Genomic DNA, 23,647 nt, shown 5'->3' with positions numbered 1-23,647 from the left:
ATGTTTTTTTGCTAAAAATAATAAAAAAATAGGCAATTGGGAACGTTCCCTGATTTTTGGGAACGTTCCCAATTTAAATTTTGTAAAAAAACTATTTAATTAATTATCTGTTAATATAGATTTAACAAATTAATTAATCTGTTAACAATTTATATTTATAGGTATGGTTTATTATCATTATGATGCTTCTGATATTCGTTCGGGAATTGTACATATCGGAGTAGGGAATTTTCATAGGGCACATCAGCAATTTTATACCAATATATTGTTGAATGATGAAGATCAACAGAACTGGGGAATTTGTGGAGTATGTTTACTACCTTCAGATGAAAAGATTGTGCAAAACCTGAGAGCTCAGAATCTTAATTATTCACTCACTGTTTGTGGTAGAAATGGAAAAGATGAGGTTTATAAAATAGGATCACTACGTGAACTTATCTGGGGCGTTGAAGATCCAGAAGCGGTGGTGAGAAAGATCGCTGATAATGCTATCAGATTAATCACTTTAACAATCACTGAAGGCGGATATAACCTTGATAAAGAAACGGGTGAGTTTATCCTTGATGATGAAAAAATAAAACATGATCTTAACAAACCCGCCATTCCAGCTACTGTATTTGGTTTCATTGCTGAAGGGCTGCGTCAAAGAAAATTGCTAGGTGGAGATGCCATCACTATACTGTCATGTGATAATCTTCAACACAATGGAAATACAGCAAAAAAAGCTTTTATGGCGTTTATTAGAGCTCAGGATAAGGAACTGGCAGCCTGGGTAGAGCAGAATGTTACTTTTCCTAATAGTATGGTAGACAGAATTACACCTGCTACCACTCCTGAAGATATCGAAAGATTAAACAGACTGAACGGAACAAATGATAATGCACCGGTGTACTGTGAAGACTTTGTACAATGGGTCATAGAAGATCATTTTATAGCTGGAAGACCTGCCTGGGAAAGAGCAGGAGTAGAATTTACAAATGATGTAACAGCATTTGAAAATATGAAACTAAGCCTATTGAATGCTTCCCACACCTTATTATCTTATCCAGCATTTCTGATGGGATACCGTAAAGTAGATCAGGCTATGGAAGATAAAAATCTTGTGAAACTTATACGAACTTTTATGGACAGGGACATTACTCCTTTTGTTCCTGCTCCTGAAAATACGGATCTCGAGAAATATAAAGAAACCCTTATCGAAAGGTTTGCCAATCATAGTGTAAGTGACCAGGTAAGCCGCTTATGTTTTGACGGAGTTTCAAAATTTCCGGTATATATCATTCCTAATCTTGATAAAATGATAAAGACACAGGCAGATCTTACAAATCCTGCTTTTCTTATCGCAGCCTACAGGCATTATCTTAAATACAAAAGAGATGATCAGGGTAATATTTTTGAAATAGGAGAACCCTGGCTAACGGAAGATGATAAAAAACTTATCAGCAGTGAAAATTCACATGACTTTCTCGAATTATCCGCTTTTAAAGGAGTACTTCTGAAAGATTCTGAACAATTTATACAATTATATATCCGGTTTGTAGAGGAGATTAAAGATGCAGGGATCGCTTCAGTATTACAATCAATCACAAAATAATAAGCCATGCAAATCAATCCAAATATAACTTCCTCCAATCATAAAACGAATAATCCGATATTGCCGTTTGCAATTATTACGTTTATTTATTTCATTGTAGGTTTTCTGACTACGGTGAATGAACAGCTTCAGGCACCTCTTAAATTCACCTTTCTGAGCCATGCAGGGAGTCTTAAAAATACATTTACTACTTTAATTTCTTTTTTCTTCTTTTTAGGATATCTTCTGAATGGAACATTGGGCAGCAGATGGGTCAATGCCTTTGGATATAAGAATACAATTCTGAGGGGGCTTTTATTTATGATTTCCGGGCTTTTCATGTATTTATGTTCATCGTGGTTCGGAAGTCAGTATCCAGAAGCGAAATTCAATATTAAGGACGCCGTTATTCCTTTTGGATTTATCATTTTTGTCATTGGATCTTATTTAATGGGTACTTCTGCTGCCATTATTCAGGTTGTTGTAAACCCTTATGCTGCATCATATGAACTGAAAGGAACACAGCCGGTCCAACGTCTGAACATTCTGACTGCAATTAATTCCATAGGAACTACTTCTGCACCTTTTTTTGTGACCGTAGTAATGTTTAGCGGGATTTCCATTGAAAATATAGAGATCAGACAGCTTCTGCTTCCCCTTTCAGTTCTTATCGTTTGTATAGTAACGGTAATGATGATCACCAAGAGGCTGCATCTTCCTGATCTTGCCCATACCAGAATTGTTGGTGAAGAAAAACTGGATAGAAGCATCTGGTCATTCAGACATTTTGTATTAGGTGTTTTGGCTATCTTTTTTTATGTAGGAACAGAGGTGGCGATTGGAGCTAATATTAATTTATATGCCTTTGAACTGGTAGATTCCGGTCATCCGATTACATTTTTCGGAAAAACAGATATTATTGTGGGAGGGTTGGATCTTGGAATTCATGCATTATTGTCAACATTATATTGGGGCGGTTTTCTTGTAGGAAGAGCAGTATCAAGCTTTTTCAGTAAAATTTCTGCAAGAACTCAGCTGGTCACCACAACGATACTTGCTGCCATTCTTGCTTTAATATCAATGATTACGCAAAATCTATGGTTTCTGGTAGCAATAGGCCTTCTTCATTCATCGATGTGGAGTTGTATTTACACCCTTTCGATAAAAGGACTTCATAAATATACTTCAAAAGCTTCCGGGATTTTTATTTCAGCTGTATTTGGAGGAGCTGTATTTACTCTTATTCAGGGTGGTCTGGCTGATATTTTAGGTTCGTGGAGATGGACCTGGTGGCTCACAGTAATCTGCGAATTGCTGATGTTAACTTATGCACTCTTCGGATCGCGTATAAGAGAAAAAGACCTTATTCACTAATCATATATTTTTTTTCAATCAATCAATTATCCTGTATGCAAGTATCGGATACAGGATAATTATAACCTTTAAAAAATACTTTGATCATGTTAAAAATCTATTTACTACTTTTTTCCTGTACTCTGGTATCCTTTTTAAAGGCACAGGAAATACATTCAGCATTACAGCTTCGAAACAGTCATTTATGGCGTGGAATTGAAGTCTCATCAGGATTTATCTATACAGGAGATTTACATTTGGACTACAAACATTTTTATGCAGGATTCTGGGCGGGTGGTAATGTGGATGGTTCTTATAAAGAATTTAATAACTATATAGGATATAAGAATAAGCATCTTGTTTTAGAATTATGGGATATTTATAACTTTTCGCCTGAAGCTGCTTATAATAATAAAGAATTTTTTAATTATTCCGCGCGGCAAACCGGACGTTTTTGGGATCTGAGATCCTATTATACCATAAGTGATCAATTTCCTTTAATACTCAGTTGGAATACCGTAGTTTTCGGAAGAGACCGAAACATTGAAAATACAGAGAACAAATATTCCTCCTTTGTTTCCGGAGAATATCCCGTGTATAAAAAAAATGACCTTGCAGTCCGGGGCAGAGTAGGATATGGCTTTGCATTGGACAATAGTAGCGAAGAGAATAATTTTTTTGCTAAAAAATCGGGTTTCAATGAGATAAGCCTTATGGTTTCAAAAAATTTTACCATTCAGGGATATAAAATTCCTATCGGCCTATGGGGAATGTGGAACCCTGTCAACAATAATGCATTTCTTCAGTTTTCTGTACAGGCCTATTCATTCTAAGCCAATACAATTCAAAAGATTAAACTTTTATAAACTCAATACATTTAATTACTTTTATATAATGGAAGATAAAAACAATAAAGCAGTCTGTTTTGGAGAAATTCTATGGGATATTTTTCCCGGAGAACAAAAAAGAATAGGAGGTGCTCCTTTTAATGTAGCTTATCACCTTTCTAAAATGGGGATGGACGTTAATATGATAAGCAGCGTAGGAGATGACCAGCTTGGATACGATTTGCTGAAAAAAATGAAAAGCTGGAATATTCCTACGGACCATGTTCAAATAAATGATCAACATCCAACAAGTACTGTAATTGCTACTGTAGATGAAAATAATGATGCACATTATGATATTGTAGAAGGAGTTGCGTGGGATTTTATCGGAGCAACTGCGGAAAATCGGGAAATTATCAACTCTACAGATGCATTAGTATTCGGAACACTGGCAGCACGTAACGAAAAAACAAGAAAAACATTATTTGAATTGCTTGAAATCAGTAGTTATAATGTTCTTGATATCAATATCAGGGAGCCTTATTATGAAGTACGGATGATTAAAGATTTACTTCATAAAACTCATCTTGCCAAATTCAATAAAGCAGAAATGCGAATGATGCTGGATTTTTTAGGGAAAGCTTACACTAATGAAGAGGATGGTATAAAATATCTGCAGGATAAGTTTGATCTAGAAGAAATCATTATTTCCAAAGGAAGTAAGGGAGCTCTTTATGCTAATAACGATGATTTTTATTTGTATCCAACAATCCCCGTTACCATAAAAGATACTGTGGGGAGTGGAGATTCATTTTTAGCAGGATTCCTTTCCAAAAGATTAGCAACAGGAAGCTCTGTTCATGAAGCCATGGTTCAGGCTGTTTCTCTTGGTGCATTTATTACCTCGCAGGAAGGTGCCTGCCCGGAATATGCTCTAGAAGATTTTATTAAGTTCAAAGCCCAATATCCTTTATCTTCTTTAAGCTGAGATGTAAAAAAGCATAATAATTTAAAATGATTCTTGATGAAACATTTGGTAACTTTAGCCTACCATCAAAATAAAAAGATATGCATCATCAGCTGGAGAAACATTATGTAAACAGAGTAGGCTGGCTTCGGGCAGCTGTTTTGGGGGCTAACGACGGATTATTATCTACTACAAGTATAGTCATTGGGGTCGCTGCTGCAGAACCGGAAAGGCACATCATCATTCTGGCTGCTCTGGCAGGAATGATTGCTGGAGCAATGTCTATGGCTGCCGGAGAATACGTCTCGGTAAGTTCACAAGAGGACACTGAAAAAGCAGATCTGATGAGGGAGAAACGGGAACTTGAAGAAATGCCGGAAATAGAACTACGAGAATTGGCTAAAGTATATGAAAAAAGAGGGTGTACGAAAGAAACAGCTATGCAAGTTGCCATTGAGCTTACAGAACACAATGCACTGGAAGCCCATGCCCGTGATGAGCTAGGAATTAATGAAATTACCCAGGCAAAACCTCTACAGGCTGCTATTGCATCATTTGGTTCTTTTGCAGTAGGTGCATTATTGCCATTTACAGTTTCACTTTTAGCCCCTATTAAACAGATGGTATATTTTCAATATGGCTTTTCCATTATATTTCTGATGCTTTTAGGGGCAATTTCTGCTCGGGCGGGTGGCTCAAGTATTAAAATTGCTGTGCTGAGAATCTGTTTCTGGGGAACTGTTGCTATGGGAATTACCGCTTTGGTAGGACATCTTTTCGGAGTAAATGTATCCTGATACGACATAAGTTTCTAATACAGTATTAGAAAGAGGATGTGTGATAAGTTGATGATTTTCAGTGTGTATAAAACCTAACAAGTGTTAGTCGTAGTATTACTACACTTTTTGAAATTTCTTGTCAGATTGTAGGGTACTCTTGTAATTAGATCTATATTTGGTGATATAAAACAACAAATCACAAAATATTAACGATTAAAATTTACGATCATGGCAGAAAGAAATTCAAGAGGAATTTTAAAATTCAACAACGGAGAAGGACAAAAACTATTAAAGCTTAATTACAGCGTATCAAGATCTACAGACGTTTCAGGACGTGTAGCATCAGATCCTTCTAATGCTCTTATCAAAATTACAGTTGAAGCTACAGAAAAATCAGACATTCTTGAAAGCTTACTGAATGGAAAGTACAAACCTACAGTGGGAGAAATTACTTTCAATAAATCTCACGAAGAAGGAACATTAACGACATTAAAGTGGCAGAATGGATATGTGATCCAGCACGAAGTAGACTTCGATGCCGTGGATGAAAACAGTATGTATATCACTTTTGTCGTAAGTGCAGAACAAATTGATCTAGGAAATTCTTCTTACCATGGTGCTTGGCCTACAGCGTAAGAATCAGGCCTATTAAAAAATGAATTACATATAAAACAGAATAGTACAATAGATACTGTTCTGTTTTTTTGGCTCTGATCATTTTTTATAGTATCAAATAGAAATGCGAAAATTATTTTGTTAACGATTGTGATTTAAAGAATAAAGTATTGAAAATACGCTTTATATTGTGAAAAATTTATAACTTTATATAAAGGTCTGCTATTTTTGAATGTATTTTTTTTAATAGAACCTTACCAAACACCTTACATAATATGAATAAAAATATCTCGAATTCCGAAAAGATTTCGGAGAATCATATTCCTGGAATCAACCGTGTGGTGAAGCTGGATATTGTGATTGAAGGCAAAATGATAAAGCACTTCAAACATTTCCGTTTGCAGCAAAGCGTAAAAAAACATCATGAATTTGAACTGACACTGGCCCATGATACTTTAGGAGGAGCACAAAATCATGACCTGGAGGAAGCTCAACAGTTTTTAGGAAAACGTCTAACGGTAGTATTTAAATATAAAGATGTAGAGGGAAGCCCGGAAAGAACTTTTGTGGGAGTCATTACAAAAGTAGGGTTCAGCCAGGAAAACCATAGCCTTGGAAATATCGTTTTAAAAGGGCACAGCCCTACAATCTTACTGGACGGAGCTCCTCATACCCAAAGTTTTGGCGGAGAAAAACCCGTTAATATGGGGATCATTGCCACAGACGTGATCAAACAGGGAATAGAAAATAGTAAATTTGATGTCAGCATAAATGCTAAGGCATCTTCACAGATCCTTTACAGTGCCCAGTATAACGAAACGCATTACAATTATCTCTGCAGAATGGCAGAAGCTTACGGAGAACAGTTCTATTATGACGGTGAAGTTTTGCATTTCGGAAATATGCCTCCGCAGAATAAAGCCCTGGAGCTTATCTATGGAAGTAATGTCTCCGATGTAAATGTAGAACTAAAAGCAGTACATATCAAGCCCCATTTCTATGGCTATAACAGCAGTTCCAATGCTAAGCTTACTTCAGGGGATACCCCTATAAAACATGTTGGCAATCTGGCAAAAACTGCATATAAAAATAACGACGGGATATTTAAAACCCCATCATTACAGGTAGCACCTATCAAAGCAGCAACTGATATGGATGTCGTAATTTCTCAAACCAGTACGGCAGGAAGTAAGGCTGTAGAAGTTTTTACTGTTTCCGGAGGAACCACTATTCCGTTTTTATATCCGGGATGCGTTGCAGATATCAATATGCGGAAAACAGACACCAATAAAACTTCCTATTTTACCAAACTCATGATGACAGAAGTGCTTCACGAAGTAGATGCTTTGGGACATTATTCCGGAAGGTTTGAAGCCATTGCTTCTGATACAGGATATATTCCTACACCGGATTTTACTGTTCCTATTGCACAGCCGCAGATCGCTACTGTGATCTCCAATACGGACCCGTTGAATCAGGGAAGAATTACCGTAAAATTTGACTGGCAGTTGCATGATACTACCAATTTTATACGGATGATGACCCCTGATGCAGGAGGAACAGGCCAGGTTACCCAGAACAGAGGCTATGTTGCCATTCCCGAAGTAGGAGATCAGGTGATGGTAGGTTTTGTTCATAACCATCCGGATCGCCCTTTCGTAATGGGAGGAATGTTCCATGGAGGAACAGCTCTGGGTGGCGGGATCAACAATCATATGCGATCTATCCAGACCAAAAGCGGAATCAAAGTACTGATGAATGATGATGAGAAAAGCGTAACGATTCTTGACCCGAGCGGAAATACCTATTTTATGGATGGAGCAGGGAATATTATAGTAACTGCACCGAAGAATATGACTTTTAATGCAGGAGAAAATCTTACCATCAATGTTGGTAAAGATATGAAGACAAGCGTTGGGAATGATAATGCTGTTACTATCATTAACAATCATAAATTTACTTCCAAAAATTATAAGCAGACCATTAATGAAAATAAAACCATCAATGTAACGGGTGATTTAAAAGAAACTACTTCCACAACCACTCACAAAGCAAAGAATGGCGACATTTTGTTACAAAGCTCGGGAGTGGCTAAAATGTTAGGGAAAATAGATGCCAAAGTGAATAAAGGATAAGTTTATGTTGAAAAAAGGACTTATTGCTCTGTTCTTATCTGTAGTTTTTGTCATCCTCACTGGTATCATTACATTAAGTGTTATGGATCTTAACGGGTATGGTGACGGTGATTGCGGCTGGCTGGCTGTGTGGCTCTGCGGTGCTTTTCTGCCCGTATTGTTTTTTCTGCCATTTATAATAGCAGCTCAGAAGAAGAAAAAAGGAATAGGTGATTTTACAGTATTCGGTATCTATTCAGGGGGGATAGGTTTTATCATCATATCCGTGATCCTGTTGATTATAGTTCCCCGATTATGCTCTTGAAAACAGAAATTGTTGTGTAAGAATTAATTATGTATGGCAATAGAGGACATAATTACTTTATAAGATTGTAAGAATGAATAAAATATTAAAATATCTATTAAGCTTTTTATTTTTTACCCAGATATCGTGTCAGGAAAAAAAAGCTCCTAAAAAAACTGAAACTATGACAAAATATGAATGGACTGAAGGAACTTCTGCTCCTCTGGGATATCCGATGGAAGTATATAAAGGAGGGATAGAATGTGAAGGTGGAGAATGGGTAAGTTTAGGCTTTGGGGTGATCCCTGGAAATGGCACCTGGGGCTCAATCAACCATGGGATGGGAAATGGTTTTAAAAGTCTTCCTTCCCGACTGGATTTTGTATGGATATCTTATATGGAAAATCAGTTTTATATGATTGATACTACCATTGATACTGCTAAAATTAAAGAATACTTCAGTAAAGGGTATGAAACAAAAGTGACAAATGGAAGTGGTGAGACAGAGCATTTAAATTATGATGAAATTGGCGTTGGAATGGCTCCCGGAGGTGTAGTCGTAGTTTGGATAGCAGGCGTTGGAGTTCAGAAGGAAGTAGGAAGGTATCAGGCTAAAAAAGTAACCATTCCGGAATCGGAAATTGCCCAGTTGGATAGCCATCAGAACCGTTTCTGGAGGAAAGATTACCTTGATGATGTATTTAATAATGGTAAGGTTATTCCTGCAGAGGTAAGAGAAAAAAATAAAGGAAAAGCTATTCCATTTGGTTTATGGGATACTTATAGAATCCGATACAGCTGGAAACCTGTTTTCGAGCTGCCGGAAAATGCCAAGCTCAATTCATTAGTCAATGTTAAGATATCTACAATGAATGGAGAAAAAGAACAATTTGACACGGCAAAAAATATATTGGCTATAAATGAACAAAGAGCCATCCCGGTAAGGATTGTTTTTGACTATATAGGAGCGGATCATAAAATGTACGGTGCTCATTGTGACCTGAATGAAAACTCAGGTTTGGAAGCTTTTAAAGCAGTGTTTGGTGATGATCCTGATTCAACTAAGGCGGACATTATCGTTAAGGTTAATGAGGCTAACAGCTATTTCACAATAAAGCTAAGAGGTGAAAATGGTAAAGAAGCCTTTATAAAGACTGATAAAGTAGAGGTTTTCTAAAAACAAAACTATGGGAAAAACTTTTGTATACAACACGGGCAATCCTAAAACTCCTCTAGATGAGCTGTATCTGGAATTCGGAGTATTCTTTGATGGTACTCTGAATAATCTGAAAAACAGCGAATTGAGGATGGAGTACAGGGATGGAAAGAATAAAATGAACAGTACTGATACGGATGATCAGATCAAGGAGAAAGAAAAGGCAATTAAAGAGACAAGAATCTTACAGGAAAAAGAATATGAAAGACTGCAAAAGAAAAAGATGCTGGATGATAATTCTGAATATCATCAGTATCTTAAATCTAGCCATCAGGGATGGTTGGATAAAAAGGGAGTTGATAATAGTTTTAGTAACGATTATACCAATGTTGCCAGAATGTATAAATGTTGTCAACAGACAACGTATGGTGTCTATGTAGAAGGAATTGGAACACTGGATAATAACAGGGATGTAGATGATGGATTTCAATATGGGTCCGGTAAAACCGGAGTGCGGGGGAAAGTGAGGAAAGGGTGTGAAATGACCGCTGAACGCATTAAAAAACTTATTGCTGAGACAAATGGTAAAGTAAAATTAATGAAAATTACCATTGATACTTTTGGGTTTAGTCGTGGAGCTGCTGCAGCAAGAAATTTTGCTTATGAAATCAATGGAAATAAAAGACCCAAAGATGTTGAGATCAAAAAATCTAGAAAGATCATAGGATATACTCAGGTTAATTCTCCTTATGGTCCGGCAGCGATTCCTGAATATGGAGATATCTGGATAGATAAAGATAATATTGAAGTAGATCCGAAATATATCAAAGATGGTAAACTTCCAAAATTTGGTTTTCTGGGATATTATCTTTTAAGTAAAAAAGTTTTATCTGAGCAGCAACTTGAAGACTTAGATCTTGATGTTCGTTTTATCGGGGTGTATGATACGGTATCTTCTTATGAAGAATTTGGTGATATGGGAGGGCTCAGACGTATAGGATGGGAAGGAATGAAGCATTCTGCTTTAGGACCTAAATACAATTTTGGAGATGATGTAGAGCAGTTACAGCTCAAAAATCCGGGACCTTACTTTAAGGCTGTTCATTTTACTGCAGCCAATGAGCACCGGGAAAATTTTTCATTAACGAAGTTTCCGGGAAGTATTGAAAAAGAATTTCCCGGAGTACACTGCGATATTGGTGGTGCTTATGAGAACGGAACAGAGAAAGTGGATGAAATAGAAACTTCCAATCACAAACCCGTATGGTTCCTCAATAAACGGAGACAACAACTGATTGATGAGTCTTGGTTTGATGATGATCAGATCGAAATCAATAATAGTTTCCTGAATGTCCTTACCTTGGGAGGTGTGTACCGTAAAATAACCGGAACCCGATTTCTAAGGAAAGAATATAGCTATATCCCTCTGCATTTTATGGAAGAACATGGGGAAAATCTGTATGATCATCAGTTAATGACGAAAACAGAGACTACTTTTTCCATAGAAAATGATAAATATTTGCCTCATGCAAAAGATCTTTTACATGGCTATGTATTTGAGAATGATGGTAAATGGGATTTCAAATCAGATGAACAGGTTGAAAAAGAAAAACAGGAGAAAGCATTACAAAGGCTGTTACATCCTGAGCCTGTACAGGAACCTGATTCGCAAGAACCTCCTGAAGAGAAGCTGGATGAAAACGGGAATAAAATGAAAACGACAACATTGGAAGAAGTGACGGTTACCGCTTATCATCCGCAAACTTTATTACGGATTATGCGTAAGCAATACCTTCACTGGTCGGCCAACAGAGACTGGATGGGAATGGATCCCAATAATGATTATCAAAGAAGAATATATTAAATATGATACCCAATATATTGCAGAACTTCCATCAGAAAATGTACAGGTTGGAAACCATTGTAACCGAACAGAAAAATCCTGCCTACAATATCACAAAAAGCTATGCCAGGCAGGTTGAGGTTTACTACCTTGGAAAAGTAAAGGAAGAATATCGGTTTCAGCTTTTGGTGGTAGAATTTGATTTTTCTGATGATGAAGATGCCATGGGGAAATTTATAAAAAAAATAAGCTATTTATTTGATGAAATAGAATGCAGAGTCGATGATGAAGGAAATATAATGGGGGTAGATAATTTACTTTTCTTGCGGATGAGGTGGCTTAAAATTCAAAATGAATTATCAAAAACCCATAAAGGAGAGGCTATTGATAATTATTTCAGTCGGATAGCCAGCTTGCTTGAAGATGAGGCTAACCTGATTGACTTTCTTGGAAGTTATAAAATGTTTGGATTGCTTTTTAACGGGTTGTTACGATCCTTTGAAACAAAAAGAAAAAGAGAATCAGCAGAAGGGTTTACAGAAATAATGACTCCCGTGAAAGTAGGAGATCAAATGGTTTTAAAGATTTCTGCTCAAAATCTGGAACATACTGACATCAGTGATTTCAGAGGCGTATTTACCTGCAAAGGAGATCAGTATGAAGAAGGTTTTATAGAAATTAAAAAGCACAATATTCATTTAAAACATTCATTGCTATGGATATATTAGATAAAGAAGGAGTCGCGCCGGAAGCCCAGAACCAGACTCCTGCCCCGCAAGCTCAGTCACAGAGTACTCCACAGGATAGTGAGGAGATGAGAGTGGCCAACAGCAAGAAGATGGAGGAAAAGCGTGCAGAAAACGAAAAAAAGATAATACCGATGATGGATTGAAAGTGGTCATAGATACCGCTACTTTGGAATGTGTATTGTGTACCAATCCCAAAGGGACCATGAAGGTGAATTATGATACCCCTACCATACAAGATAAGAAAACGGCTACCATAAAAGAGAGGGGGCCCAAGAGCCTTGTTTTTTTAGGAAACTGTAAAAAAAGTCCCAATGCAGCCGTTCCCTGTACCGCTGTTATGAATGTAAGAGACTGGAAAGATGTGGGAACCTATCTGTCTCAGGAACAGCCAGTGTTACTGCAGAAAAGTACTATTCCCTGTACCTATGGAGGCGTCGATATTACCATTACGGATAGCGGACAGATCCATCAGCCGGAAAGTGTAGACGCCGTGGGAGCCCCTGTACCGGAATCAAAAGAAAAGATCAACGGTAACTTTTATAATTATAATGGAACTTTTGAGGGTAGCGTAAAAGGACAGAAAATAGGAAAAGAGACAGATGTCTATGCCTGTGAAGGAAAAGGCTCAGAAGAAGATGTTTACAAAAGCCCTAAAAAACTGAAGATTGAACACAGTGAGTTCCAGAAGGTATGTAATATTATTAAACATGAAGGACTGTCATCCGAAAAAGAAGAATATCTTTATATAGCACACACCAACTACAACGAAGCAAAAAGAGTTGGCAAAACAATGTTCGAATTATTAAACTCAAGTTACTCCAGTGTGGATGCCAAAGATAAAGTTGAAATGAAAACCTCTGAAAAAGATACCATTTCCTTACATTCAAGAGCAGGCGCCATTGATGCTCTTCTAAGAGACGTGGATGAGGTAAAAAATGATCCTACCGATAATGCTACACAATGGGATGGAGAAGACTTCCTGGCCTGGGGAATTGACACAGATTTAAAGCCCGATAGTAAAACCAAATACGGTCATAATAAATTTGATGAATATGACTATATTAAAATCAGTAAAAGCCTGTACGATTCTTTCGTTGGTAAAGTAACAGGAAGAAGAGGCTCAACTTTAGCATACAACTCAATTCATGATGATAAGTGTGATAAAGGTAACCATACCCACAAAGTCGTAAAAGAAAAAAATAAAGCAGTGTATGCTATTCCTAATGCGGATTTTGCAAAAGAAGACTATTGGACGACAGGGAATTTTTACTATAAGAATGCCACGAAGCAGTCTTTTGGCTTAGAAGCAACCCGTGTTGCCGGATATACGATATTTTGGAAAAAAGTAAAAATTTAATCGATGAGAAATTTAGTATATGTATTGCTTATCCTTGGCATATTTCATGTCAATGCCTGTGCTCAGGTACCTAAATCCTATTCAATAACGCAAATTGTCAACAAAACTATCGATAAAGGAGAATATGTTGATGACAGAAAAATCAGTAAAGATGATCAGGTAAGTCTGAAGCATCTTATTTATATTTCAAACCCTAAAAAAGACAGCATAGCTTTCTATGGTTTTAATGATTCTCAGCTGTCAGAAAAGAAAGCTCCCAATATTTGTATTTTAACAAAAAATCAGAAATTGCTTTTGCTGAATTATAAAAATGAAGGGTACAACACAAAACTTACCATTGCGTTTGATGATAAAGAAAGAAAAATAGCAATTGGGGATAAGGATATCTTTTATCTGAATGATTCCTACTACAAATATTTACAGAAAAATGTTGGTGAAGATCTGAATATTTCTGATCTGATCGACTTTCTGGAGGATTTTCTGACAGGATACGGCCTTGATGATTTAAAATATATTTCATCCTATGGAAAATATAAACATAAAGATTTCAGAATAATCAAAGGTTATATGGAATCTTACAGGAGCCAGGCTAATGACTACCTTGACAAATGGAATATTAAATTCACCTATAATAAAGCCGGGATATTGCAGAATCTTTTAAAAGAATCCACAGAAGGCGATCAGGAAATAGAAAAAAAACTGGTGTCTGCCAATAAAGGTATTTTTAAATATACAAAACACACCAACATTGAAAGCCGGCTTATTACAGATCGAGAAATGCTGATCGATACCAACACAAACAGGTATGATGAAAAGGTAACTTCATTTCAGGTAGGATTAGGCAAAGAAACCAGGTATGAAACTAAACAAATTTCTTATAAGAATTTCCCTTCCAAAGAATTTATGCTCACTTCTGAGAGCATTTCGAATATCATTTCATCAAAATAGCTTTATAAAGGAAAAATGATATTCAGATTGGAATAATGTCTTTCAGCTCTGTTTTAAATAAGACGTATTCTAAAGTTCATTTTCTGAGAAATAAACCCTTGATATTATTAAATGTCAAGGGCTTGGTTTCAGGTCAGAATATCCATGTTTTTTAGGGAAAAGTAGAAAATCGATATAAAAATTTGATCATAAAAACATGCAATATTTCTTAATCCCTGAACAGTACACTTTGAAAAGGCTAGAATATGGAAGTTTGAAATCATGGAATTTATAAAGGATAACAGTTACTTTTGTATTCACTTTTTTAGACCGTATTTATGACTCTTCCCAGTAGTGGTATGATCCAGTCTTTTAGCCATTCATCCTTATCCTCCTTATCCTGAGCCCAGGTTATTTAATTTTTACCCATTGTAACGTATCAATAAGTTGGTCTATCTGCTGATACAATTTTTCAAGTTCAGGAGTTCCATGGTTGCCATAATCATATATTTTCTTTGGTTCTTTCTCTGAAAAACTAACTTCAATATTAGTAGATGACAGATCGGAAATCCCATGATCTCCGTAAGAATCTTTCATTGATGTGAAATCTAAAGCTTTGATAGCATCTAGTTTATCTTTTGTTATAACAGCACTATAACTACCCTTTAAATTGTTTTTCATATTACCTCTGGCATTTAGCAGAACTGTTTTATTATTTTGAATAACAAAGGTGTATTCCGGGCAATATCCATAACATGGATTTTTGGTGATGGTTATTTTTTCTGCTGCAGAAGAGGAATTCATATTTTTATGACTGCTACAAGCATTAATCAATAAAATAAAGATTAATGAAACAATATATTTCATACTATAATTGAGGTTGTTTATTATCTATCTATTCTGGCTGAATAGATCACGGATGCAATTTCCAAAGAAAATAATAGATATGAAATGACAGATATCTGTTATTTTTAGAGAATCGAAAATCATTTTTAAGTATCAATCCCAACAAGTGCATCTCTAAATAAGTAAAAGACTGTGTGTCATCGTAAAAGCAATAAGCTCTGAAGACGTTTTGGTATTGGTTTTTTTGCGTAAATTTCTTTTATGATTTTCTACTGTATGATAGGAAATAAAAAGGGAAGAGGCTATTTCAGGAGAATTAAGTCCTGTTGCCATTAATCTCAGAATTTCTTTTTCCCGTTTTGTGATAACAGGTTTTTCCACTTCAATCTGTTTAATATTTTGTTCGATATGTTTAAAATATTGCACCTCATTATTACTAAAATCCATAATGGATAATAAGGGTTGATTATGAATATGGAAATGAGAAAGATCATAAATAACAACCAGCGAACTTTCTATTTCGTTATTAATATTTCTGTATTGTAGAGGTGATTGGAGAAGTATCCAGCGGTAATTATTATTTTTATCCAGCATTCTCCCGTAGAAATTGAAACGAATGTGTTTTTTCTTGTCTTCATCCATCATAAAGATCATCCTAGCTGAAAATTCAAAAGCTCCCATAAGATGAAATCGGTCTTCAGGATGAAAAAGATTGATAAAAAAATCAGTATCCGAATCCAGCCATTCTTCTTTGTTAAAAGGGGTAAAATATTCTATATTATCACTTAAAATTTTGGTTTTCATTTCCGTATTATGCGTAATAAACCAAAAGTAAGGGCTGATTGCGAGGTTCTTAATGCTTTCAATGGTTGCCGAGTAAAAAGTAAGATAATCAGTTATTTCTTTATCCTTCTTAACAAAAAAGTAATTGTAAAATTTATCACGATCTATTGGATTAATTTTATTTTTCATTGTGCTTTAATTTTTTACAGAACAATAACCAAAATCTTTATGCATACATGAAATTTATAAATATTTGATAGTGAGCGATTTTATTCTTTGTTATAGAATCATTCAAATCAATTTTTACAATATAATCCTCCTGAATAACCATAAATTTTGTATTCTCCATGTTTTTTGTAAAATAAATTTAACGAAAAATGACAGATATCTGTCATTTTTTTTTCTGTCTGTGAACAATAATTTTGTCATCACAATGATTGAGTTACTTTTCTTTAAAAACACAAATAAAATTATGAACGAAGCCTTTCTTTTCATTACAGTATTTTAAATATTCTAAAGATTTTTTCTTGTCACTAGAATTTTGCAATAAGAGATGTAGATGGTATTCAGAGGTAATGACTTGTAAAGTATGCCATCTGATGATATAGAACTATAACCATGATACACTTTTCTCATAGCAATGAAAATCGTTATTCTGAATCTAATTGTTGGCAGGAGTACAATGATATCAAGATATATTTAATGATAAGAACTAAGCTCGATTTGTAAAAATTAAAAACACAATAAGGAGTATGATAAAAACACAAACAATAGTACATAATGCAGTACCTGCTGATATCAGGCACTTTGAGTGCTCAAGTTGGCATTAGTACAGCCTCCGGACCCTTCTTCTATGCTGGAGGTGAACTCTACATCTAAAGGTGTTCTTTTGCCACGTTTGACAACAGTACAACGAAATGCAATAAGCAATCCTGCAAACGGGTTATTGATTTATGAAACGGCTCCCATTAATAAGTTTTCTGGTTATAATGGTTCTCAGTGGGGACAGGACGTTTTAGGAAATTTGAAATGGAATCTGAATGGGAACAGTAATACTAACCCTACAACTGATCGCTTGTCCTTAATTATAGAAATAATATGTGTTGGTTCTAGGCGGGAACAATAAAAAAAAAACACAAAATAAGTAATCTTTACTTTCTAACCCCAGTTCCCGCCTTATACTTAAAAAAACGATATAAAATAAGAACATTAACAGGATTTTTTAGAAGTGTAGTATCAAGCAGAGTTTTAAGAATAGGAATATTTTTAAATAGAGTAGATAAGGTGTTAATGGTACTGTCTGCTTTATTTCCTTTTCTTAATCTCTGCGCTTTTAAATATCTGAAACACAAATGATGATTTTTTTAATGAGTGAAAGAATATATAATAAACAAGACTTTGAAATTCCTGATGTAACTCTCAGGAATTCTTTATGTAATTATTTTTAGGAAAAATTAATATTGTATTTGCCTTTTTACTTTTTTCCAGCGCAGTTTAATGAAGAGAAGATCTATATGTTCATATAGTTTTATCAGTTCAGGAGTCCCTTGATTATCATGATCGTGTACTTTTTTAGGTTTTCCTTTAGAAAAATAAATTTCAAGATCGGTGGAGGGAAAGTCAACATACTGAATGTTTCCATAAGTCTTCTTTAACGCAGTAAAATCCATGTGAGTGATCACTTCCCAGTCCAGGTAACCTAACGTTGAGGTATAATCGCCATTCATGTTCTTGGGTATATTTCTTCGGGCATTCAGCTCAACTTTACCATTTTTATGAATTATGATCGTATACGTAGGGCAGTCCCCAGTCATGCAGTCATTCTTTGTAATGATGATTTTTTCTACGGAATTATTGGAATTTGTTTTTTTCTGACTGTTGCAGACAATAGCGAATAAAAGAAAAATAAATGAAACGAAATATTTCATACTGTGATCTGTGTTGGTGTTAAAATGAGCTTAAAGATACAATAATATGATGAAGACAAAAGAAATCAAATAACAGATATGATGAAAGCCACCTTGATCTGTAAAAACTAGGCATTAATATTTTACTATATTTGTGTCAGTGGAAAGACAGGTTACCTATAAATACACTGATTTATCGTACTATATAAGAATAGCAGGTCTATTTTTAATACTATCCCATTTGTTTATTCTTAAAACAGATGATAGTAAACGCTTCACAATAGATTTAAATATTTTTCAACGTTTTCAAGAAGGTTCTCATCAGAAATGTAACAGGATTTATCTTGAAGAAAACAATAAAACTCCCATAAAATGCAATAGCAACTATTGTTCAAGTTTTTCACTCTTTTTTACGGTTTCTTTTCCTTCTTTTGGATTTGAAAAATTTATGGGTAAAAAATCCGGTGATCGATTCTTTTTGTATGATGATCCACCTTATTGTTCATTTTTTAATTCGATCTGGATTCCCCCTAAAATTTAACTTTGTTTATAAGGTACCATTGCAAGTATCTTATACAGTATATTTTTTCCAGACAATACAACAATCATCTCATTCAGGAGTACATGACTTTCTAAAGATCATGGTAAGATCATATATCCATGATGAGGTAATCAAAAAAGAATTTTAAAATGAAAAAAATAATATCAAACTTCGAAAAAAACAGTGCCAATATTTATATCATATGCAGGATTTTAATGGGCCTGTTCTTCTTTATTGCAGGATTTAATAAGCTGTTTCATCCTATTTTCCAGGGGTATATGTTGAATACGATCAGCAATATAGGATTTCCTTTCCCGCAGTTTACTGCCAATTTCACAGCTTTTTGTGAATGTATATTCGGTCTATTTTTAATGCTGGGTTTTTGGACACGAATAAGTTCCGTGTTTTTAATCATTATTATATTGGTGGCCTTATTCACGCATGATCTGAATTCAATTCCTAAAGAGCTGAATCCTATTAAACCAGAAACAGGAATGTATGAAATGGACTCTTTTACATGGCTGAGTTACTTCCTTTATCTGCCTCAGACATTATACCTGATGTTTTTAACCTTGTTTCTGTTTCAGGGATGCACAGGATTTGGAATTGATACATTAAGGAAGAAAATTCATGACAAATAAGTGAATAATTATTGAAAGAGGCTGTCTTAAAAGGACAGTCTTTTTTTGAACTTAACAGTTTACTGATGTAATAAGTAAAAAAAATCTGAAATGATTTGATTTTCAGTGGTTTTTTGTGCCCATATAAGAAGAGATATCGAAACATTTAGTGGAAGATTTGGAAAGAATCGTAGAATTAAATAATCCTCTATTTTGACATTGATTTGCTTATATATACTAGATCGTTTTCATTATTCTATCTTCTCATTAATATTGAGAAGGTCCTGGCAATTAAAATGATAATGAAGCTTAGCTGGTATGTTTCAGCTTAGAGGGATCTTTTATATCGAGTAGTAAAGCTTATAAATTTCAATTGTAATATTACAGTTAATAGTCAATACAGTACCAGTTATTTCCATCACTTTGTATGGTAATTCTATCAGCATACCCTTTTGTTCCCCCAACTGCATTTCCAATTTTATAAACACTGGTAGAAGAACGAGTTGTTCCATCATCGTCTTTTGCGTAAATTATCGGGATACTTAAAGCTAATCCATATTCATTATTGTCAGGATATACTCCATTATAATGACCGTTAGCTCCTCCGTTTAATGAGGTTATTTTATAGATACGCCCTTTGCAAGTGGATGGCTCTGGAAGGGTAAAAATTACATGACTGGCCGCATCTTGTGAAAGACCATTGAAAATAACTGAATAATCTCTATCTGTAAGAGTATAATTTTTATCTGTAACCACTACTGGCATAGATAATGATCCATTCAACTGTAATATACTATTGGGGGTAATTGTACCTATACCAAAGTTTCCGTTTGATGTAATCACAATATCATTGATCTGCTGTGATAAAGTTGGAACACCTGTTATGTTGTTATCTTTTCCAGCATCAATATGAAATGCTCCTTGAGGATTCTGTATATTAATCCCTATCTGTGCATATATTGTACAGTAAAAAAATAGAACTACTATAATATAATGTTTTTTCATGTTTTAATTATTATTTATAATGTATCATTGATGTTATAATTTAAAGCATTGTATTATTTTTCTAATGTATCTGACAGACAAGTAAACTGCTACATCATTTTCAAATTCAATAAATAATACCTTTTTATCCCAAAAATTTTCACTAATAGTGATCTGTATCTCATTGTCATAGTATTGGTATCTAATGTGATCACATTTTTCCAGAATCTCATTTTTTGTCATTCCAGAGGAATACTGCGTGCCATTTATCCACATAAGTCAAAAAGAGTAGTAATTTCCATAATTTGTATTGTTTGCGTGGATCAGATCTTTTATATTATGAGTTATCTAAAATTGCTGCCTGCATAATAGCAGACAGCATTCTTTGTGTTTTTACCTTTTAAGCAAAAGAGTAGCTTATTTTTTAGATTTTAAGCCAGTAATCAAATAGTGGTTTGAATGATTGTTTCCCTTTGTTATTTACTGCAATATTAGGGTATATTCTTTTTGTGCGAAAGGTTAAAAATGGACAATAAACTGTAAAAAAGGGAAATTAATTTTTAAAAGAAGATGGAGTCTGACCGGTATGTTTTTTAAAGTACTTAATTAAATTTGATGGTTCAATGAAATTCAATTCATAGGCGATCTGTTTTATACTCATTTTTTCAAATAGCAAAAGTCGCTTTATTTCAATAATGACTCTTTCATCTATAGCTTCCTTTGCTGTTTTTTGAATATTATATTTAATAATTCTGTTCAATGTTTTGCTTGTCATAGCCATATTGGCTGCATAAAAAGCTACGCTTCGTTCTTGTTTAAAATGTTTTTCCAATAACTGTTTAAATATTAAATATTGTGAGAGATTGGGTGTTGAACTATTGTTGTAAACATTGCCGTTATCTTCATCTTTATTTTTGCGTTGTGTATATAGCAAAAATATACCGATTAGTTTTTGAATGGCTTTCTCTTTTAAAAAATTAAAGGGAGAGGTGATTTCAGAATTTAATATTGCTAGTATTGTTAATATTTGATTAAAAGTAACTTTATCTGGGATTAATAACATATCCTGAGATACATTCAATTCAGAAGGTTGATATAATTTAAATTCTTCTATTTGCCTACTAAAAAATTGTTGATTAAATATCAACATCTGCCCTTCATATTGCGGCTCTTTTTCATATTGATGAATCTGGCCGGGAGCAATGAATAAAATACTTCCCTCCTCAAGTAAATATTCCTTAAAATCTACATAATGCTTTCCTTTACCTTTGGTGACTACAATGAAAATAAAAAAATTTATTCTTTCCTTTTTTCCATATTGCTGGAACCGAGGAAGTATTTTAAAAAATGAGATAGTTGTAATATCTGGCAACCGTAAGGTGCTCTTACGTTTTCAAATTCTATATTTTTTATATTTTCCAATTATGCAGCAATATTTATAAATTAATACGAGTCTATGTTTGTAAGCTATAATGATGACTATAGATTGATAATTATTTAAATTAAGTTTCTAAAAAAATATTATTATATCCCTATCTGTGCAATTTTGTTGTTTCTAAAATTATAATAGCGTTAATTAACAGGACGTAATTAACAGGAGATTAAGATAATTTTTCGGAAATACTATAAAACTATTATTTGAATACTCTCTGATCTGTTGGAATACTAATTTCCAAGCCCGGATTTAATTGATATTTCACAGCAATAATTTACTCATATTTGTTTTGTCCATTCAATGATATCCTGTTCAGAATTAATATTGATGATCTTTCTAATTCTATATTTATGGGTTTGCACTGTTCTTACACTTACGCTCATAAAAACAGCGATATCTTTTGTAGTATAATTAAGATAAGAATATGACAATATTTTTATATGAGTTGGTGTTAATAGAGGGTATTGTTTGGTTAATGTCCCATAAAAATCAGGATAAATTTCTTGAAATCTTGTTATAAATGCTGAATCATTCGTTTTAGCTAGCTTAATGATCTCATTAAAGTCATGGGAAGACTTTTCATCAACGATATTTTTACTTTGCTCTTTCTGTTTATTGTATTGATTAATTCCAATGTAAATAATAAGGCTCAGTATAATGATAAAACTTATGATAAAAAGCTGTATAATTTTAATAGTTGGCAGATTTGAGTTATTATTGTCTTTTATCTCCTGAATCTCTTCTGATGTAAGTTTATTTTTCTTTTCGTTTTCATTTTTTATACGCAGAAATTCTTTATAGTAAGGATTATCAGCAGTATTGTTATTGTTAGCTTTAAAATTGATGTTAAGCTGGTTCAATGTTTCTGTATAGATATCAGGATAATTATCCTTACTGATTTTTAGTCCTTGCAGGAGAAATGGTAAAGCCTTTTGGTATTCCCTTCGCATATTGTAGGCCATACCCGATCCGGAATAGATAATGGCTAATGCTTTCTTATCCTTATATTTATTATAAGAAAATAAATTATTTGCGGTCTGAAAATAATGTAATGCGGAGTCTGCTTTTTTTTCAAACAGATAGCTTGACCCTAGGCTGGTATAAGATTGAATTAAGCGTCTGTTTCTATCCTCTCTGTCTTTTATTTTAGAATAGTATTCCAGTGCTTTAAGTCCTTTTTTTATAGCATCAGCATCCTTAGCCTGAACATTATAGAATTCATGATAGGTATTCCAGTAGTTTCCAATGATTGCTAAATGGTAGTCACTATTTGTATTGAGTTTCGATAGAAGAGGATAAGAATTTTTAAGCTGTGCTTCGGCTTCATTGATTAAACCAAGATGCATCAAAGCCCATGACTTTTTTACTGTAGCTTCAATTTCTTTTTCATAAGCACTTAGTTTTTGAGCTAATATTATGGTGCTATCTGCTGATTTTAAGACATTTTTAAAGTCATTAAGATCTGTGTAAAAAAAAGTTTTATCACAGTAGGCCAGCATTTTATAATATATATTATGGGTCTTCTCTGCCTTAGATATTACGTTGTCAAGCTCATTAATACCCTGTTTAGGGTTCTCTGTTGCTTTAGTTTTTGCGTTATTTAGTTCTTTTTGCAAAACGGGATCAAATTGATCTGAATTTTGCGCAAAAACCCAAAATGGTAACAGCCATATTATAAAAATACTGACTTTTGAAATAATTATATACATGGTGTGCTTTAAGAAGATGCAAATATACATAGGGTATAATAATAATTTATGTTTTTTTTGAATTGTTATTATATTTTTTTCTGTAATAACAATTGATTGCATAATAATATTGAAGTGTTTTTTGTTAATATTAGTTTTTTTATCCTTTTGTATAAAGATGTATTCTTAGCAGTTGATATTACTTAATAATATACTTATAAAATTATAAAGCGGTTCACAAATTTGAGGTTTTAGAATGAAATTAAACATAATAAGTAC

General features: G+C 34.1%; 22 protein-coding genes. 16 read left to right on the top strand and 6 right to left on the bottom strand.

Annotated elements, in window-relative coordinates:
• Positions 1-163: 163 nt before the first annotated feature.
• From H5J24_RS16075 to H5J24_RS16010, 14 genes are all read left to right on the top strand, one after another.
• The gene (locus H5J24_RS16075) at positions 164-1,594 is read left to right on the top strand and encodes a mannitol dehydrogenase family protein (RefSeq protein WP_068941917.1); all 1,431 of its coding nucleotides are present in this window, start codon (positions 164-166) and stop codon (positions 1,592-1,594) included.
• A 6-nt stretch (positions 1,595-1,600) separates the two neighbouring features.
• A complete protein-coding gene (locus tag H5J24_RS16070; protein WP_068941920.1) occupies positions 1,601-2,947 on the top strand; it encodes an MFS transporter in 1,347 nt (448 codons plus the stop codon).
• An 86-nt stretch (positions 2,948-3,033) separates the two neighbouring features.
• Entirely contained in the window at positions 3,034-3,759 is a 726-nt protein-coding gene (locus tag H5J24_RS16065) for a hypothetical protein (protein WP_068941921.1), read from the top strand.
• Between the two features lie 61 nt (positions 3,760-3,820).
• Positions 3,821-4,741, top strand: coding sequence for a carbohydrate kinase family protein (locus H5J24_RS16060; protein WP_232815676.1), 921 nt, complete (start codon positions 3,821-3,823; stop codon positions 4,739-4,741).
• A gap of 80 nt (positions 4,742-4,821) precedes the next feature.
• Complete coding sequence (locus H5J24_RS16055) at positions 4,822-5,517, top strand: VIT1/CCC1 transporter family protein (RefSeq protein ID WP_068941925.1); 696 nt, start codon at positions 4,822-4,824, stop codon at positions 5,515-5,517.
• Between the two features lie 210 nt (positions 5,518-5,727).
• A complete protein-coding gene (gene tssD / locus H5J24_RS16050) occupies positions 5,728-6,135 on the top strand; it encodes a type VI secretion system tube protein TssD (protein WP_068941927.1) in 408 nt (135 codons plus the stop codon).
• Positions 6,136-6,389: 254 nt separating this feature from the next.
• Positions 6,390-8,249: a type VI secretion system Vgr family protein gene (locus H5J24_RS16045; RefSeq protein ID WP_141395640.1), complete on the top strand. Its 1,860-nt coding sequence runs from the start codon at positions 6,390-6,392 to the stop codon at positions 8,247-8,249.
• A gap of 4 nt (positions 8,250-8,253) precedes the next feature.
• Complete coding sequence (locus H5J24_RS16040) at positions 8,254-8,553, top strand: hypothetical protein (RefSeq protein ID WP_068941929.1); 300 nt, start codon at positions 8,254-8,256, stop codon at positions 8,551-8,553.
• Positions 8,554-8,626: 73 nt separating this feature from the next.
• Positions 8,627-9,709, top strand: a complete 1,083-nt coding sequence (locus H5J24_RS16035) for a DUF2931 family protein (protein ID WP_068941932.1) — start codon at positions 8,627-8,629, stop codon at positions 9,707-9,709.
• A 10-nt stretch (positions 9,710-9,719) separates the two neighbouring features.
• The gene (locus H5J24_RS16030; RefSeq protein WP_068941933.1) at positions 9,720-11,552 is read left to right on the top strand and encodes a phospholipase effector Tle1 domain-containing protein; all 1,833 of its coding nucleotides are present in this window, start codon (positions 9,720-9,722) and stop codon (positions 11,550-11,552) included.
• A gap of 2 nt (positions 11,553-11,554) precedes the next feature.
• Positions 11,555-12,259, top strand: a complete 705-nt coding sequence (locus tag H5J24_RS16025) for a hypothetical protein (RefSeq protein WP_141395641.1) — start codon at positions 11,555-11,557, stop codon at positions 12,257-12,259.
• Entirely contained in the window at positions 12,247-12,423 is a 177-nt protein-coding gene (locus H5J24_RS16020) for a hypothetical protein (RefSeq protein ID WP_232815674.1), read from the top strand. Before H5J24_RS16025 ends, H5J24_RS16020 begins: the two co-directional genes overlap by 13 nt.
• Positions 12,424-12,425: 2 nt before the next feature.
• Positions 12,426-13,637 carry a DUF4280 domain-containing protein gene (locus H5J24_RS16015; protein WP_232816385.1) on the top strand — a complete coding sequence of 404 codons (1,212 nt, stop codon included), beginning with the start codon at positions 12,426-12,428 and terminating at the stop codon, positions 13,635-13,637.
• A 3-nt stretch (positions 13,638-13,640) separates the two neighbouring features.
• Positions 13,641-14,585, top strand: coding sequence for a hypothetical protein (locus H5J24_RS16010; RefSeq protein WP_068941938.1), 945 nt, complete (start codon positions 13,641-13,643; stop codon positions 14,583-14,585).
• A 390-nt stretch (positions 14,586-14,975) separates the two neighbouring features.
• On the opposite strand, the gene H5J24_RS16005 is transcribed toward H5J24_RS16010, so the two are convergent.
• Both H5J24_RS16005 and H5J24_RS16000 read right to left on the bottom strand, forming a co-directional pair.
• Entirely contained in the window at positions 14,976-15,431 is a 456-nt protein-coding gene (locus H5J24_RS16005; protein WP_141395642.1) for a DUF6438 domain-containing protein, read from the bottom strand.
• 153 nt (positions 15,432-15,584) lie between these two features.
• Positions 15,585-16,382 (bottom strand): helix-turn-helix transcriptional regulator, encoded by a 798-nt coding sequence (locus H5J24_RS16000; RefSeq protein ID WP_068941942.1) that lies wholly within the window; start codon positions 16,380-16,382, stop codon positions 15,585-15,587.
• A 631-nt stretch (positions 16,383-17,013) separates the two neighbouring features.
• On the opposite strand from H5J24_RS16000, the gene H5J24_RS15995 reads away from it, so the two are divergent.
• Complete coding sequence (locus tag H5J24_RS15995; RefSeq protein ID WP_096788285.1) at positions 17,014-17,319, top strand: hypothetical protein; 306 nt, start codon at positions 17,014-17,016, stop codon at positions 17,317-17,319.
• Positions 17,320-17,647: 328 nt separating this feature from the next.
• Here H5J24_RS15995 and H5J24_RS15990 read toward each other — a convergent pair whose 3' ends face one another.
• Positions 17,648-18,121 (bottom strand): DUF6438 domain-containing protein, encoded by a 474-nt coding sequence (locus H5J24_RS15990; protein ID WP_082811101.1) that lies wholly within the window; start codon positions 18,119-18,121, stop codon positions 17,648-17,650.
• Positions 18,122-18,790: 669 nt separating this feature from the next.
• Between H5J24_RS15990 and H5J24_RS15985 the strand changes: the two genes are divergently transcribed.
• Positions 18,791-19,282, top strand: a complete 492-nt coding sequence (locus tag H5J24_RS15985; protein WP_068941950.1) for a DoxX family protein — start codon at positions 18,791-18,793, stop codon at positions 19,280-19,282.
• Positions 19,283-19,648: 366 nt separating this feature from the next.
• On the opposite strand, the gene H5J24_RS15980 is transcribed toward H5J24_RS15985, so the two are convergent.
• From H5J24_RS15980 to H5J24_RS15970, 3 genes are all read right to left on the bottom strand, one after another.
• Entirely contained in the window at positions 19,649-20,266 is a 618-nt protein-coding gene (locus H5J24_RS15980; RefSeq protein WP_068941952.1) for a hypothetical protein, read from the bottom strand.
• 532 nt (positions 20,267-20,798) lie between these two features.
• Positions 20,799-21,617, bottom strand: a complete 819-nt coding sequence (locus H5J24_RS15975) for an AraC family transcriptional regulator (RefSeq protein WP_232815673.1) — start codon at positions 21,615-21,617, stop codon at positions 20,799-20,801.
• Between the two features lie 341 nt (positions 21,618-21,958).
• Entirely contained in the window at positions 21,959-23,296 is a 1,338-nt protein-coding gene (locus H5J24_RS15970) for a transcriptional regulator (protein WP_167386980.1), read from the bottom strand.
• Positions 23,297-23,647: the final 351 nt, after the last annotated feature.

This window comes from Chryseobacterium capnotolerans (assembly GCF_021278965.1).
Taxonomy (GTDB): Bacteria; Bacteroidota; Bacteroidia; order Flavobacteriales; family Weeksellaceae; genus Chryseobacterium; species Chryseobacterium capnotolerans.
The sequence above is the reverse complement of the archived record's forward strand: the minus strand, read 5'-3'. Positions and strand labels throughout refer to the sequence as shown.

Excerpts from the sequence above, each read along its gene's own strand:
- H5J24_RS16005 (WP_141395642.1), bottom strand. The coding sequence starts at position 15,431 with ATGAAATATATTGTTTCATTAATCTTTATTTTATTGATTAATGCTTGT.
- H5J24_RS15985 (WP_068941950.1), top strand. The coding sequence starts at position 18,791 with ATGAAAAAAATAATATCAAACTTCGAAAAAAACAGTGCCAATATTTAT.
- H5J24_RS16030 (WP_068941933.1), top strand. The coding sequence starts at position 9,720 with ATGGGAAAAACTTTTGTATACAACACGGGCAATCCTAAAACTCCTCTA.
- H5J24_RS16020 (WP_232815674.1), top strand. The coding sequence starts at position 12,247 with ATGGATATATTAGATAAAGAAGGAGTCGCGCCGGAAGCCCAGAACCAG.
- tssD (WP_068941927.1), top strand. The coding sequence starts at position 5,728 with ATGGCAGAAAGAAATTCAAGAGGAATTTTAAAATTCAACAACGGAGAA.
- H5J24_RS16065 (WP_068941921.1), top strand. The coding sequence starts at position 3,034 with ATGTTAAAAATCTATTTACTACTTTTTTCCTGTACTCTGGTATCCTTT.
- H5J24_RS15990 (WP_082811101.1), bottom strand. The coding sequence starts at position 18,121 with ATGAAATATTTCGTTTCATTTATTTTTCTTTTATTCGCTATTGTCTGC.
- H5J24_RS16070 (WP_068941920.1), top strand. The coding sequence starts at position 1,601 with ATGCAAATCAATCCAAATATAACTTCCTCCAATCATAAAACGAATAAT.
- H5J24_RS16040 (WP_068941929.1), top strand. The coding sequence starts at position 8,254 with ATGTTGAAAAAAGGACTTATTGCTCTGTTCTTATCTGTAGTTTTTGTC.
- H5J24_RS16060 (WP_232815676.1), top strand. The coding sequence starts at position 3,821 with ATGGAAGATAAAAACAATAAAGCAGTCTGTTTTGGAGAAATTCTATGG.
- H5J24_RS16000 (WP_068941942.1), bottom strand. The coding sequence starts at position 16,382 with ATGAAAAATAAAATTAATCCAATAGATCGTGATAAATTTTACAATTAC.
- H5J24_RS16055 (WP_068941925.1), top strand. The coding sequence starts at position 4,822 with ATGCATCATCAGCTGGAGAAACATTATGTAAACAGAGTAGGCTGGCTT.
- H5J24_RS15980 (WP_068941952.1), bottom strand. The coding sequence starts at position 20,266 with ATGAAAAAACATTATATTATAGTAGTTCTATTTTTTTACTGTACAATA.
- H5J24_RS16010 (WP_068941938.1), top strand. The coding sequence starts at position 13,641 with ATGAGAAATTTAGTATATGTATTGCTTATCCTTGGCATATTTCATGTC.
- H5J24_RS16045 (WP_141395640.1), top strand. The coding sequence starts at position 6,390 with ATGAATAAAAATATCTCGAATTCCGAAAAGATTTCGGAGAATCATATT.
- H5J24_RS16035 (WP_068941932.1), top strand. The coding sequence starts at position 8,627 with ATGAATAAAATATTAAAATATCTATTAAGCTTTTTATTTTTTACCCAG.
- H5J24_RS16075 (WP_068941917.1), top strand. The coding sequence starts at position 164 with ATGGTTTATTATCATTATGATGCTTCTGATATTCGTTCGGGAATTGTA.
- H5J24_RS16025 (WP_141395641.1), top strand. The coding sequence starts at position 11,555 with ATGATACCCAATATATTGCAGAACTTCCATCAGAAAATGTACAGGTTG.